This is a genomic window from Pigmentiphaga sp. CHJ604 (assembly GCF_036972535.1).
GTDB classification, from domain to species: Bacteria; Pseudomonadota; Gammaproteobacteria; order Burkholderiales; family Burkholderiaceae_B; genus Pigmentiphaga; species Pigmentiphaga daeguensis.
Genome location: NZ_CP136998.1, coordinates 586,794 through 600,887, shown reverse-complemented (window position 1 = coordinate 600,887; position 14,094 = coordinate 586,794). Strand labels below are relative to the sequence as shown.

Genomic DNA, 14,094 nt, shown 5'->3' with positions numbered 1-14,094 from the left:
ACCGGCGGCTGGCCGGCCCCATAAATAATTAAACAGAAAATTAATAAATGCTTCGATGACGCCCGGGTTCCATCGTCGCCTGGGGCCTGCTCACGCCAAAAGGCGGCTGGCACAGGCCCTAGCCTCCCAGATAGGCGGCCAGCAGTTCCGGATCCTCCAGCAATCCCGCGGACTCCCTCTGCGCCACGACCCGGCCGGTCTCGAACACGTAGGCACGCGACGCGGCGGTCAGCGCGTTGTGCACGTTCTGCTCCACCAACAGGACGGTCACGCCCTGCCTGCTGATCTCGCGCACCACGTCGAACACCTCGTCGGCCATCTTGGGGCTGAGCCCCAGGCTGGGCTCGTCCAGAAGGAGCAGCACGGGCTCGGACATCAGGGCGCGGCCGATCGCCAGCATCTGCTGCTCGCCGCCGCTGAGCGTGCCGGCCAGTTGCTGATGGCGTTCCTTCAGCCGCGGGAAACGTTCGTACACCCTGGCCACGCGCTGCTGTACGGTGGCCTGCGACCGGCACAGGTAGGCGCCGAGCACCAGGTTTTCGTAGACCGTCATGGCGGGCCATACATGGCGTTCCTCCGGGCTCTGGGCAATGCCCAGCCCGACGATGCGGTCCGGCGCCATGCCGCCTATGTCGCGCCCGTTGAAGCGGATGCTGCCGCGCGTGGGCTTGAGCAAGCCCGAGATGGCGCGCAGCGTCGTGCTCTTGCCCGCCCCGTTGGCGCCGATCAGCGCCACGGTCTCGCCCGGCTGCACGCGCAGGCTCATGCCGTGCAGCGCGGAGGTCTTGCCATAGCCCACGTGAAGATTGTCCAGCTCCAGCAGCGGAGCGGATGATGCCTGGACGGTGCTCATGCCGCGCGCCCTCCCCCCAGATAGGCCTCGATCACGCGCGGGTCGCGCTGCACGTCCGCCGGCACGCCCTCGGCCAGTTTTTCGCCGAAGTGCATGACGACCACGCGGTCCGATACGCTCATGACCAGGCCCATGTTGTGCTCGACGATCAGGATGGACTGCACCTGCGTGCCCCGCAGTTTTTTCAGGATGCGCCCCAGCTCCATGGCTTCCTGGCTGTTCAGGCCCGCGGCGGGCTCGTCCAGCATCAGGATGTCCGGCTTGGCCGCCAGCGCCAGGCCGACCTCCAGCAGGCGCAGCTCGCCGCAGGACAGCAGGTAGGCCGGCGCGTTCATGCGTTCGCCCAACCCCATGATGTGGACGATGCGTTCGGCCTCCTCGCGCGCGGCGCGTTCGGCCGCGCGGACCTTGCGGCCCGGGAAGAAGGTCTGCAGCAGGCCCTGCCGGGCGCTCAGGTAGTGGCCGGCCAGGATGTTCTCGAACACCGACAGCGACTTCAGGATGTTCGTCTTCTGGAAGCTGCGGACGATGCCCTTCCTGGCCATCAGGTAGGGTTTGGCGCCGGTCAGGTTCTCGCCCCTGACGTGGACTTCGCCCGAGGTGGGCGCGTAGAACCCGGTGATCAGGTTGAAGCAGGTCGTCTTGCCCGCGCCATTGGGCCCGATCAGGCCGACGATCTCGCCCGCCCTGACCTGGAAGCTGATGTCCTTGACCGCCTTGATGCCGCCGAAGGTCTTGCACAGCCCGCGCACGTCCAGCATGGGGGCGTGGCCAATTGCATGCACAGTTGTCATTTCGGTTTCCCAAGGCGCCACGCGCCGCTTACACCGGATAGAATGGCGCCCCCCCGACCCAGGGCACAGCGGATCTGGCTCCGCCAGTCCGCCGGTGCCGCCCCCTGGGGGGCGCGCGACAGCGCGTAGGGAGGAGTCCTCATCTCTCGGCGGGTGGTCAGGAATCCCATCAGGCCGCGCGGCAGGAACAGCACGATGGCCATCACCGCCAGGCCGAACAGCGACAGCCGCAGTTCCTTGGCCTCGCGCAGGTATTCCTCCAGGAAGGTCACCAGCAGCGCCCCGATCAGCGGCCCGACCAGGGTCCCCTTGCCGCCGATCAGCACCATGATGATCATGCTGACCATGAAGGCGAAGCGGAAGACTTCCGGCCCGACGAACGAGATGTAGTGCGCGTAGAACCCGCCCGCCATGCCCGCCAGGAAGGCGCCCAGCACGAATGCCAGCATGGCGTAGCGAAACGGCCGGATGCCGATGGACTGGGCGACGTAGCGGTTCTCGCGCACGGCTACCGCGGCCCGGCCGGCATTGGAATAGACGAAGCGGTACGCCAGGTAGAGCGAGACCGCCAGCACGCCCCAGGCCAGGTAGAAGAAGAACTGCTTGGTCGCCAGGTTGCCTGCCTGGGCCAGCCATGCCGGCTGCGGCACCCCGGCGATACCCATCGGGCCGTTGGTGAAGGCGACCCAGTTGTCCGCCACCAGCCGCAGCACCTCGGCGAACGACAGCGTCACGATGACGAAGAACGGCCCTTGCAGGCGCAGCGTGATGCTGCCGATCAACAGGCCCATGGCCGCCGCCAGCACGCCGGCGGCGGGAATCGTGGCCCACATCGGCCAGCCCAGCTGGGTGGACAGCAGCGCCGCGGCATAGGCCCCCGTGCCCAGGAAGGCCGTATGGCCGAGCGAGAACTCGCCCACATAGCCCACGATCAGATTCAGGCTGGTGGCCAGCACGGCATAGAACAGCACCATGATGGCCACGTGCAGCAGGTACTGGTCGTGGACCACCAGCGGCAGCAGCCCCGCGACCAGCAGCGCAACCAAGATCGCGTTACGTTCGAACTGCATCTCAACTCCCCATGACGTATGCAAATGCCCTGCCCGATCCAGGGCGCCGCGGATCCGGCTTTGCCGGTCCGCCAGCGCCGCCCCCTGGGGGGCGCCCGAAGGGCGTAGGGGGGGGCGTCATCTAGGCTCTCTCGGCTCGTTTGGAGAACAGGCCGTAGGGCCGGAACACCAGGGTAAGGATCACGATGACGAAACCGATGATGTCGACCCAGCCGGTGGCGACGTAGCCGCCCCAGAGCGCCTCCGCCACCCCCAGCACCAGCCCGCCGACGATGGCGCCCGCGAAGCTGCCCATGCCGCCCAGGATCACCACGACGAAGGCCTTCATGCTGACCAGCCCGCCCACCGACACCTGCGCCGAATAGATCGATCCGAGCAGCATCCCGGCCAGCGACGCGATGACGGTTCCCAGCGCGAAGGTGCAGGCGTATACGTTCGCGGTCTTGATGCCCGCCAGTTGCGCGGCCATCGGATCCTGGAAGGTCGCCCGCATCGCGCGGCCCAGGCGCGTCTTCTGGATCAGCAGGTAGGCGGCCACGATCAGCGCCGCGCACACCGCGACGGCGAACAGCCGGATCTTGGTGACCACGATGGGGCCCAGGAACACCGGTCCGCTGGAAACCGGCCCTTCCACCTTCAGCGGCGCGGTGCCCACCACCAGCAGCGCCGTGTTGGCCAGGAAGATGGACAGGCCGATGGTCAGCAGGATGCCCGGCTCTTCGCCCTGGCCACGGATGCGCTCTATCAGCACCCGGTCGACCAGCCAGCCGAACACCCCCATGACCAGGGCGACCAGCGCCAGGCCCGTCAGGAAATCCAGGCCCAGGGCGGTGGTCACCCACCAGCCCAGCACGCCCCCCAGCATGTACAGCTCTCCATGGGCGAAGTTGACGACGCGCATCAGGCCGAGAATGAGCGTGAGCCCCAGCGCCGACAGCGCATAGAAGGACCCGATCACCAATCCGTTGGCCAGGAACTGCGGCAGCAAGTCCATCGTTTCTCCCGACTCGGCGCGCGGATCAGGGCCGCTCGGTGGGGGCCTGCGCCACCACCTTGGGCTCGCGGTTCTGGATCTGCACCAGCACCACGTCGAAGCCGTAGCCCTCGCCCTTCTCGGTGAACTTGAAATGGCCGTTGGGCGCGGCGTAGTCCGTCTTGCGCAGGGCATCGCGGATCGCATCGGGCTGCGTGTTGCCCGCCCGGGCGATCGCCTCCATCACGATGTTCAGCGCGTTGTAGCCGGCGGCGCCGTACTTGCCCGGCTTTTCCTTGTAGGCGGCGCTGTAGTACTGGACGAAGGCCTGGTTGCGCTCGCCCGGCATGCTGGAGGCGTAGGGCACCGCCGCGTAAATGCCTTCCGAGGCGTCGCCCGTCAGCCCGATGAAGTCGGAGGTCGCCCACGATCCCACGCCGAAGATCTTGGTCTGGATGCCGAACTCCTTGAACTGCTTGACCAGGATGGAGCCGTCCTGGGTCTCGGCGGCGACGAAGACCCCGTCGGGCTTGGCCGCGCGCAGCTTGGTCAGCAAGGTGTAGAAGTCGGTGGCGCCGTGATCGAAGTACTCCTTCATCACCGTCTTGACCCCGAGCGCGGAGAGGTCCTTGGAGAAGTCCTCCACGCCGCCGCGGCCCCAGTCGTCGTTGACGCCGATGTAGGCCACCGTTTTCAGTTGCAGCTTCTGCGCCAGGATCTTGCTGAAAGTCCTGGACATCAACCGGTCGGTCTCGGCCGAGCGGAAGAAGTACTGGAGTCCCTTCTCGGTCAGGTCCGCCTTCGAGGACACCCCGGTCAGCATGGGCAGCTTGTATTTCTCGGCCACGGGCATCACCGCCGCCGTGGCCGAGCTGCAGAAGGCCCCGGTCAGCGCCACGACCTTGTCGCGCACGATCAGCTTCTCGGCCGCGTTCACCGAGTTGGCGGGACGGCACTGGCCGTCCTCGATGACCAGCTCGATCTTCTTGCCCAGCACGCCGCCGGCCGCGTTGCGGCGCTCGACCGCAAGCTTGGCGCCGTTGACGTAGGTGAGTCCGTTGTAGGCGACCGAACCCGTGAGGGGCTGGATGACACCGATCTTGATGGTTTCCTGCGCCCACGCCGCGGGAGCTGCCCCGCCCATGGTCCCCGCCAGCAACAATGCCCAAGACAGCTTACGCATAGCGACCTCTCGCAAAGGTTTCGATTAAGAATTGCCCATCGCCTCGATTAATTAAACAAGTAATTAATTTATCGATGAATTAGGGTTTTCGGCAATCGGCACGATCCGGGAAAAATAATTGTTCGACTCAATAATTTCCCGGCACCGTCGCTTCGTAAGCAGGAAGAGTGCCAGCCGTGCGCCCTGGGCGGACCACCGGTGCGGCGCCCGCTCGGGGCGCGCCGCCGCACCGGCGGGGGTCCATGCGCACCGGAATGGCGCGGCGGGCCGGCCTCAGGTCTTCATCTTGTAGCCGGTGCGGAAGATCCAGGTCACGATGCCCAGGCATACGACCAGGAACGCCAGCGTCATGCCCAGGCTGACCACGACGTTGACGTCGGACTGGCCGTAGAAGCTCCAGCGGAACCCGCTGATGAGGTAGACCACGGGGTTGGCCAGGGTGATCTTCTGCCAGATCGGCGGCAACATGCTGATGGAATAGAACGCGCCGCCCAGGAAGGTCAGCGGCGTGACGACCATGAGCGGAATGATCTGCAGCTTCTGGAAGTCGTCGGCCCACAGGCCGATGATGAAGCCGAACAGGCTGAACGTGACGGCGGTCAGGACCAGGAAGCCCACCATCCAGACGGGATGTTCGATGTGATAGGGCACGAAGATGCGGGCCGTGACCAGGATCAGCAGGCCCAGCATCATCGACTTGGTGGCGGCCGCGCCGACGTAGCCGACCACCGCCTCGACCGGCGACACCGGCGCCGACAGCAGCTCGTAGATGGTGCCCGTCCACTTGGGCAGGTAGATGCCGAACGAGGCGTTGGAAATGCTTTCGTTCAGCAGCGACATCATGATCAGGCCGGGGATGATGAACGCCCCGTAGCTGACGCCGCCGATCTCGCCCATGCGCGAGCCGATGGCGGTGCCGAACACGATGAAGTAGAGGGAGGTGGACAGCACCGGCGAGGCGATGCTCTGGGTCAGCGTGCGGAAGGTCCGCGCCATCTCGAACCGGTAGATCGCCCGGATCGCGTAGAAATTGATCATGCTTACTCCCGCACCAGGCTCACGAAAATATCCTCCAGCGAGCTTTCGCTGGAATGCAGGTCCTTGAAGTCGATGCCCTGCTCGTTCAGGGCCCGCATCAGCGAGGCGATGCCGGTGGCCTCGCCCTGGGTGTCGAAGGTATAGACCAGCGCATTGCCGCCGTCGGCCAGTTCCAGCGCGTAGCCGGCCAGCGCCGGCGGCAGCGCCTGGAGCGGGGCCTGCAACTGCAGCGTCAGCTGCTTCTTGCCCAGCTTGCGCATCAGCGCCCGCTTTTCCTCGACCAGCACCAGCTCGCCCTTGTTGATGACGCCGATGCGATCGGCCATGTCCTCGGCTTCCTCGATGTAGTGGGTGGTCAGGATGATGGTCATGCCCTCGTCGCGCAGGCGGCGCACCATCTTCCACATGTCGCGCCGCAGTTCGACGTCCACGCCGGCGGTGGGCTCGTCCAGGAACAGCACCTTGGGTTCGTGGGCCAGGGCCTTGGCGATCAGCACGCGCCGCTTCATGCCGCCGGACAGCGTCATGATCTTGGCGTTGCGCTTGTCCCACAGCGACAGGTCGCGCAGGATGCCTTCGATGCGGGCCGGGTTGGCGGGGTGGCCGAACAGGCCGCGGCTGAAGCTGACGGTGGCCCACACCGATTCGAAGGCATCGGTGGCCAGTTCCTGCGGCACCAGGCCGATGCGCGAACGCGCCGCGCGATAGTCGCGGACGATGTCGTGGCCGTCCACCAGCACGGCGCCCGCGCTCGGGCGCGACAGCCCGCAGACGATGCTGATCAGGGTGGTCTTGCCGGCGCCGTTGGGGCCCAGCAGGGCGAAGATCTCGCCCTTGCGTATCTGCAGGTCCACGCCCTTGAGCGCGTGGAAGCCATTGGCGTAGGTCTTGGCGAGGCCCGAGATGGAAACGATCGCGGGCGCCTCGCCGGGAAGCGGGGGGCGGGTCGAGACTGGCTGCATGGCGTGATGGTCGCGCCGCGGGGGAATGGGAGGGGAAGGCACGGTCCCGGCGGCGGAAGTCGAGTGTATAGGATAGGCATGGCAGCGTCTTCAAGCCTGTTCCGCCAGCAGGGGCATTTCCCGCGCGGGCCGACCCGGTATCATCCTGTTTTCGCGGCAGGCATCCGCCCGCCGCCGCACGACCGGAGCATTCCCCCATGAACCATCCCCCGGAAAACGTCAGCATGGCGCTGTTCTGCGACTTCGAGAACGTGGCCCTGGGCGTGCGCGACGCCAAGTATGAGCGCTTCGACATCAAGCTGGTGCTCGAACGCCTGCTGCTCAAGGGCAGCATCGTGGTCAAGAAGGCCTATTGCGACTGGGACCGCTACAAGGGCTTCAAGGCCACCATGCACGAGGCCAATTTCGAGCTGATCGACATCCCGCACGTGCGCCAGTCCGGCAAGAACTCGGCCGACATCCGGATGGTGGTCGATGCGCTGGACCTCTGCTATACCAAGTCGCACGTCAATACCTTCGTGATCATCAGCGGCGACTCCGATTTCTCGCCGCTGGTCTCCAAGCTGCGCGAGAACGCCAAGCAGGTCATCGGGCTGGGCGTCAAGCAGTCCACCTCGGACCTGCTGATCGCCAACTGCGACGAGTTCATCTTCTACGACGACCTGGTCCGCGAGACGCACCAGGCCGCCCGCCGCGAGCCGCGCGGGGCGCAGCCGGCCAGCCGCCGCCCGCACGACGAAGACAAGGCACGCAAGGACGAACTGGAGTCCCGGCGCGAGAAAGGCATCGCGCTGGCGGTCGAGACCTTCGATGCGCTGCTGGCCGAACGCGGCGACACCGGGAAGATCTGGGCCTCGGTGCTGAAGGAGGCCATCAAACGCCGGCGCCCCGACTTCAACGAGTCCTATTACGGCTTCCGCGCCTTCGGCAACCTGCTGGAGGCGGCCCAGTCGCGCGGGCTGCTGGAGTTCGGCCGCGACGACAAGTCCGGCGCCTATGTGTATCGCGCCAACGGCGAAGCCGCGCCGGTCGAGCCGGCCGCGCCCAAGCCGGCTGCGGCGCCCGCCCCGGCTCCCGCCGTCGAACCCGCCGAGGCACCCGCAGCCGAGGCCCCTGCCCCCCGGGCGGACAAGCGGCGCAACACCCGCGGCGCCGGCAAGAGCGCTTCCCGCCGCGGACGGCCCGAGGCCGAGGCGGCCGGGGAAACGGCGCGGCAGGAATCCGCCGCCCTGCCCCTGTTTGCCGCCGAACCGGCCGCCCGGCCCGAACCCGAGCTCGGGCCCGCGCCGGTCGCCGCGCCGCCCGAGCCGGCCCAGCCGCCCGCCGTTGAAACCGCCAGCGCCGACGCTGCCGCCACGGCCGGCGCCCCCGCCAAGAAAGCGGCGCGCAAGACCGCCCGCAAGACGCCCGCGCGCCCCCGCGCGCGCAAGACCGCGGCGAAGGCTCAGGAAGACTGAGCGCCCGGCCGGCCGCCGAAGGCGCGCGCCAGCGTCAGCACTTCGCCGGTCGCCACCGGTTCATAGCCCGGCAGCGCCTCCAGGCGCCGTATGAAGCCGGGCGCCTTCAAGATGGCCAGCACGTCGTCCAGCCGCCGCGTCTCCAGGGCCGACTGCTCCACCGCGAAGAAGTAGCGCTCGGTCACCAGCGGCACGAAGTCCAGTCCGAAGCGCCGGGCCGCGGTCTCGATGCCGAAGCCGACGTCGGCCATGCCGCTGGCGATGTAGGCGGCCACCGCCGCATGGGTGAACTCGGTGCTGTCGAAGCCGTTGATGGCCTGCTGCGGCACCTGGTCGCGCGCCAGCATCAGCTCCAGCAGCATGCGCGTGCCCGAGCCGGCCTGCCGGTTGACGAAGCGCACGCCCGGCCGCGCGAGGTCGGCCAGCGTCCGGATGCGCTTGGGATTGCCCGGCGCCACGCACAGCCCTTGCACGCGCAGCGCGAGCTGGACCAGCACGTGCTTGCGCGGATCCAGCCATTGCAGGTACTGGCGCACGGCGTCCCGCTCGAAGGGGCCGATGGGCACGTGGAAACCGGCCAGGTCGCATTCGCCGCGCGCCAGCGCGGCCACGGCCTCGGTGCTGTTGCGGTAGCGCAGTTCCACCGGCATCTGCGCGGTGTTGATCCAGTCCACCAGGGCCGCCACGGCGAAACCGTGGCTGGCGTACAGCCGCAAGGGCGAGCGTTCGGGCGCCACCGCCTTGCGGATCTCCGCCTCGAGTTCCGAGGCCAGGCTGTCCAGCGTGGGCGACAGCCGGGCGCGGATGCGGTCCTCGGCCAGCAACAGGACCGTGCCCAGGTGGCTGAGCCGCGTACCCTTGCCCGGCCGCTTCTCCAGCAGCGGCGTGCCGAACAATTGCTCGGCGCTGCGCAGGAGCCCCCATACGTGGCGATAGGACAACCCTTCCAGGCGGCCCGCCGCCGCGATCGAGCCCGACTCGCGGATGCTGGCCAGCAGGCGCAGCAGCAGGGACGTATCCACCGCGGAAGAGGCCTCGGCCCCCGTCCCCTGGACGTGCCAGCCGGGCTGGATCGCGATCTTGAACATTTATGCAATCCTGAACATATTTTTCGACGGAAATTTCTTTGTTAGAGTGGGTCGCGTAGCAAGACATATGTTCTGAATTTCATATATTAGCCGTTTCCTCCTTCGCGACGCACGGCACGGAACCCCATGGACCAGAAAGTCATTCCCATCGTCGCGGCGGCGCCCACGCGCGAACGCAGGCGCCAGCAACCCAAGGGCCGGCGCGTCGATCCCGCCGCGCTGGCCGAGGTGCGTGCGCTGTTGGGGGACGCGCCGCGCCGGCGCGACCTGCTGATCGAACACCTGCATCGCATCAACGACCGCTACGGCCAGCTCGGCACCCGCCACCTGGCGGCGCTGGCGCAGGAACTGCGCATGGCGCAGGCCGAGGTCTATGAAGTGGCCTCCTTCTACCACCACTTCGACGTGGTGCGCGACGACGGCCAGGCCGAATCCGGCACCGCGCCGCTGGCCGTGCGGGTGTGCGGCAGCCTGTCCTGCGAACTGGCGGGCGCCGGACCGCTGATCGAGCGTCTGCGGCAAGTGCTGGGCGCCGGCGTGCGGGTCGTGCCCGCCCCCTGTCTGGGGCGCTGCGAACAAGCACCCGTGGCGATGGTGGGCCAGCGCCCCATTTCCTGTGCAACGGCGGATACGGTGCAGGCAGCCGTCGCGAGCGGCGACACCCGCGACGTGCCGGGCGCCTACATCGACTACGCCGGCTACGTCGCGCAGGGCGGCTACCGCGTGCTGCGCGAATGCGCGTCCGGACAGCGCGACGTGGAGTCCGTGCTCAAGGCCATGGAAGATTCGGGCCTGCGCGGCCTGGGCGGCGCGGGCTTCCCGGCCGGCCGCAAATGGCGCGCGGTGCGCGCGGAACCCGCGCCGCGCCTGATGGCGGTCAACGTGGACGAAGGCGAGCCCGGTACCTTCAAGGATCGCTACTATCTCGAGCGCGATCCGCATCGCCACCTGGAGGGCCTGTTGATCGCGGCCTGGGCCGTCGAGGCGCAGGCCGTCTACATCTACCTGCGCGACGAATACCACGGCTGCCGCGCCATCCTGCAGGCGGAGCTGGACCGCCTGCGCGCCGATCCGCCCGTTCCCGGCCTGCCCCGCATCGAATTGCGGCGAGGCGCCGGTGCCTACATCTGCGGCGAGGAATCGGCCATGATCGAATCGATCGAAGGCAAGCGCGGCATGCCCAGGCTGCGCCCGCCCTATGTCGCGCAGGTCGGACTGTTCGGCCGTCCCACGCTCGAGCATAACTTCGAGACGCTGCACTGGGTCCGGGACATCCTAGAACGCGGCGGCGCCTGGTTCGCCTCGCAGGGCCGGCGCGGGCGCAAGGGCCTGCGCTCGTTCTCGGTATCGGGACGCGTGCGCCAACCCGGCGTCCATCTGGCACCGGCCGGCATCACCATCCAGGAACTGATCGACGAATACTGCGGCGGCATGCAGGACGGCCACGAGTTCTACGCCTACCTGCCGGGCGGCGCGTCGGGCGGCATCCTGCCGGCATCGATGAACGACATCCCGCTGGATTTCGACACGCTGCAACCCTACGGCTGCTTCATCGGCTCGGCGGCGGTCATGGTCCTGTCCCATCGAGACACCGCCGTGGGCGCGGCGCGCAACATGATGGCCTTCTTCAAGGACGAATCCTGTGGCCAGTGCACGCCCTGCCGCGTGGGCACGGCCAAGGCGCTGGAGCTGATCCGCCAGCCCGAGTGGGACATCCCGCTGCTGGAGGAGTTGTCCGCCGTCATGCGCGATGCCTCGATATGCGGACTGGGCCAGGCCGCCCCCAATCCGGTCGATTGCGTCATCAAGTATTTTCCTGGAGAACTCGGCTCCGGGTCGTCCAGCCGTGCCACGGGTAACTGACATGAATGCCATCAATCGCCGCGAGCTCGGCCTCTCTGCCGTCACCGTGAACTTCCGCCTGAACGGGCAGGAAGTCAGCGCCGCCGACAACGAAACCCTGATCCAGGTAGCCGACCGCCTGGGCATCGAGATTCCCCGCCTGTGCCATGCCGACGGACTGGAACCGGCCGGCAACTGCCGCTCGTGCGTGGTCGAGATCGCCGGCGAGCGCGTGCTGGCGCCGTCGTGCTGCCGCACGCCGCGCGAGGGCATGGAGGTCACGACCGACAGCGAACGCGCCGTGCGCGCGCAGAAGATGGTGCTCGAGCTGTTGCAGGCCGACATGCCCGAGACCTCGTACACGCGGAACAACGAAGTCGATCTCTGGGCGCGCAAGCTGGGCGTGGGCAAGCCGCGCTTCGCGCCGCGCGCGCCGGTGGCCGCCGACACCTCGCACCCGGCCATCGCCGTCAACCTGGACGCCTGCATCCAGTGCACGCGCTGCCTGCGGGCCTGCCGCGACGAGCAGGTCAACGACGTGATCGGGCTGGCCCATCGCGGCGACCATGCCAGGATCGTGTTCGACATGGACGACGCCATGGGCGCTTCCACATGCGTGGCCTGCGGCGAATGCGTGCAGGCCTGTCCCACCGGCGCGCTGATGCCCGCGCGCGAGGTGGCGCTGCAAGTGCCGGACAAGGCGGTCGAATCGGTCTGCCCCTATTGCGGCGTGGGCTGCCAGCTGACCTACCACGTCAAGGACAACCGCATCCTGTACGTCGAGGGCCGCGACGGTCCGGCCAACCACGAGCGCCTGTGCGTGAAAGGCCGCTACGGCTTCGACTACGCCCACCACCCCCACCGCCTGACCCGCCCGCTGATCCGCCGCGCGGACGCGCCCAAGCGCGGCGACGCCGTGATGGATCCGGACCGCGTCATGGAGGTGTTCCGCGAAGCGACGTGGGACGAGGCGCTGGACCTGGTGGGCGAGCGGCTGCGCACGATCCGCGACACGCACGGCAAGCGCGCGCTGGCCGGCTTCGGCTCGGCCAAGGGCAGCAACGAGGAAGCCTATCTGTTCCAGAAGCTGGTGCGCACGGGCTTCGGCAGCAACAACGTCGATCACTGCACGCGGTTGTGCCATGCCTCGTCGGTGGCGGCACTGCTGGAAGGCATAGGCTCGGGCGCGGTGTCCAATCCGGTGATGGACGTGGGCAAGGCCGAGGTGGTGATCGTGATCGGCGCCAACCCCACGGTCAACCATCCGGTGGCGGCGAGCTGGATCAAGAACGCGGTGAAGAACGGCACCAAGCTCATCGTGGCCGACCCGCGCCGCTCGGACCTGGCCCGGCTGGCGCACCGCTTCCTGCAGTTCAAGCCGGACACCGACGTGGCGATGCTGAACGCGATGATGCACGTGATCGTCCATGAAGGCCTGGTCGACGAAGACTTCATCGCCGGCCGCACCATCGGCTACGACGAACTGCGCAGGAACGTGGAAGGCTACAGCCCCGAGAGCATGGCGCCCATCTGCGGCATCGACGCGGACACGCTGCGCGAGGTCGCGCGGCTGTACGCCACCTCCAAGGGCTCGATGATCCTGTGGGGCATGGGCGTATCGCAGCACGTGCACGGCACGGACAACGCGCGCTGCCTGATCGCGCTGGCGCTGATGACCGGGCAGATCGGCCGCCCCGGCACCGGCCTGCATCCGCTGCGCGGCCAGAACAACGTGCAGGGCGCGTCGGACGCGGGACTGATTCCGATGATGTATCCGGACTACCAGCGCGTGGACAACGCCGCCGCGCGCCAGAAGTTCGAACAGTTGTGGGGCATGCCGCTGGATCCGCAGCCGGGGCTGACGGTGGTGGAGGTGATGCACGCGATCAGGGCCGGCACGGTGCGGGGCATGTACATCATGGGAGAAAACCCGGCGATGTCGGACCCCGACGCCAACCACGCGCGCGAGGCGCTGGCGGCACTGGACCATCTTGTCGTGCAGGATATCTTCCTGACCGAGACGGCCTACCTGGCCGACGTCATCCTGCCCGCCTCGGCTTTTCCGGAAAAGACCGGCACGTTCACCAATACCGACCGGCTGGTGCAGATGGGCCGGCAGGCCCTGGATCCGCCGGGCGACGCGCGCCAGGACCTGTGGATCATCCAGCAGATCGCGGCGCGCATGGGGCTGGACTGGCACTACCGCGACGTGTCCGAGGTGTTCGACGAGATGCGCCATTCGATGCCGAGCATAGGCGGCATCACCTGGGAGCGCCTGCAGGCGGAGCATGCGGTGACGTATCCCTGCCTGGCGGAGGGCGATGCCGGAGACCCTGTCGTGTTCACGACCACGTTCCCGACCGAGACGGGCCGCGCGCGTTTCGTGCCTGCCGACATCATTCCGGCGAACGAGCGGCCGGACGGAGAGTATCCGCGGGTATTGATCACGGGGCGGCAGCTGGAGCACTGGCACACGGGCAGCATGACGCGGCGGGCATCGGTGCTGGATGCGATCGAGCCGGATCCGGTGGCGTTGGTGCATCCGCTGGATCTGGAAGAGATCGGGGTGCGGCCGGGAGACGTGATCACGCTGGAGTCGCGGCGCGGAGAGGTGTCGCTGTATGCGCGGGCGGAGGAAGGCACGCCGCGGGGAGCGGTGTTCGTGCCGTTCTGTTATTACGAGGCGGCGATCAACAAGCTGACGAACGCCGCGCTGGATCCGTTCGGGAAGATTCCGGAGTTCAAGTACTGCGCGGTACGGATCCGGGCGGGAGGGACGGAGCCGGTGCAGAGCAGTTATGGGGGTGGGCAGATACTGGGGTTGGGCGCTTGAG

The 14,094-nt window shown here is 67.7% G+C and carries 11 protein-coding genes; 3 read left to right on the top strand and 8 right to left on the bottom strand.

What is annotated here, in order from left to right; all coding sequences use genetic code 11:
* Window positions 1-118: 118 nt before the first annotated feature.
* The 7 genes from R4823_RS03030 to R4823_RS03000 all read right to left on the bottom strand — a co-directional run bounded on the left by R4823_RS03030 (window position 119) and on the right by R4823_RS03000 (window position 6,873).
* Window positions 119-853: an ABC transporter ATP-binding protein gene (locus tag R4823_RS03030; protein ID WP_338617360.1), complete on the bottom strand. Its 735-nt coding sequence runs from the start codon at window positions 851-853 to the stop codon at window positions 119-121.
* On the bottom strand, window positions 850-1,647 hold the full coding sequence (locus R4823_RS03025; protein ID WP_338617359.1) for an ABC transporter ATP-binding protein: 798 nt from the start codon (window positions 1,645-1,647) through the stop codon (window positions 850-852). The genes R4823_RS03030 and R4823_RS03025 overlap by 4 nt, the downstream gene beginning before the upstream one ends.
* A complete protein-coding gene (locus tag R4823_RS03020; protein WP_338617356.1) occupies window positions 1,644-2,717 on the bottom strand; it encodes a branched-chain amino acid ABC transporter permease in 1,074 nt (357 codons plus the stop codon). Before R4823_RS03020 ends, R4823_RS03025 begins: the two co-directional genes overlap by 4 nt.
* A gap of 121 nt (window positions 2,718-2,838) precedes the next feature.
* A complete protein-coding gene (locus R4823_RS03015; RefSeq protein WP_087841536.1) occupies window positions 2,839-3,711 on the bottom strand; it encodes a branched-chain amino acid ABC transporter permease in 873 nt (290 codons plus the stop codon).
* A gap of 25 nt (window positions 3,712-3,736) precedes the next feature.
* Window positions 3,737-4,873, bottom strand: coding sequence for an ABC transporter substrate-binding protein (locus R4823_RS03010; protein WP_243724389.1), 1,137 nt, complete (start codon window positions 4,871-4,873; stop codon window positions 3,737-3,739).
* Window positions 4,874-5,146: 273 nt separating this feature from the next.
* A complete protein-coding gene (locus R4823_RS03005) occupies window positions 5,147-5,908 on the bottom strand; it encodes an ABC transporter permease (protein ID WP_087841595.1) in 762 nt (253 codons plus the stop codon).
* A gap of 5 nt (window positions 5,909-5,913) precedes the next feature.
* Entirely contained in the window at window positions 5,914-6,873 is a 960-nt protein-coding gene (locus R4823_RS03000) for an ABC transporter ATP-binding protein (protein ID WP_338617355.1), read from the bottom strand.
* Between the two features lie 197 nt (window positions 6,874-7,070).
* Here R4823_RS03000 and R4823_RS02995 point away from each other — a divergent pair, with 197 nt between their 5' ends.
* Complete coding sequence (locus tag R4823_RS02995) at window positions 7,071-8,330, top strand: NYN domain-containing protein (protein ID WP_338617354.1); 1,260 nt, start codon at window positions 7,071-7,073, stop codon at window positions 8,328-8,330.
* Here the strand turns inward: R4823_RS02995 and R4823_RS02990 are convergent.
* A complete protein-coding gene (locus R4823_RS02990; protein ID WP_338617352.1) occupies window positions 8,318-9,418 on the bottom strand; it encodes a substrate-binding domain-containing protein in 1,101 nt (366 codons plus the stop codon). The two genes, R4823_RS02995 and R4823_RS02990, sit on opposite strands and share 13 nt — an antisense overlap.
* A 126-nt stretch (window positions 9,419-9,544) precedes the next feature.
* On the opposite strand from R4823_RS02990, the gene R4823_RS02985 reads away from it, so the two are divergent.
* Complete coding sequence (locus R4823_RS02985; RefSeq protein ID WP_338617351.1) at window positions 9,545-11,281, top strand: NADH-ubiquinone oxidoreductase-F iron-sulfur binding region domain-containing protein; 1,737 nt, start codon at window positions 9,545-9,547, stop codon at window positions 11,279-11,281.
* Between the two features lies 1 nt (window position 11,282).
* Window positions 11,283-14,093 (top strand): formate dehydrogenase subunit alpha, encoded by a 2,811-nt coding sequence (gene fdhF / locus R4823_RS02980; RefSeq protein ID WP_087838258.1) that lies wholly within the window; start codon window positions 11,283-11,285, stop codon window positions 14,091-14,093.
* The last annotated feature ends 1 nt before the right edge of the window (window position 14,094 follow it).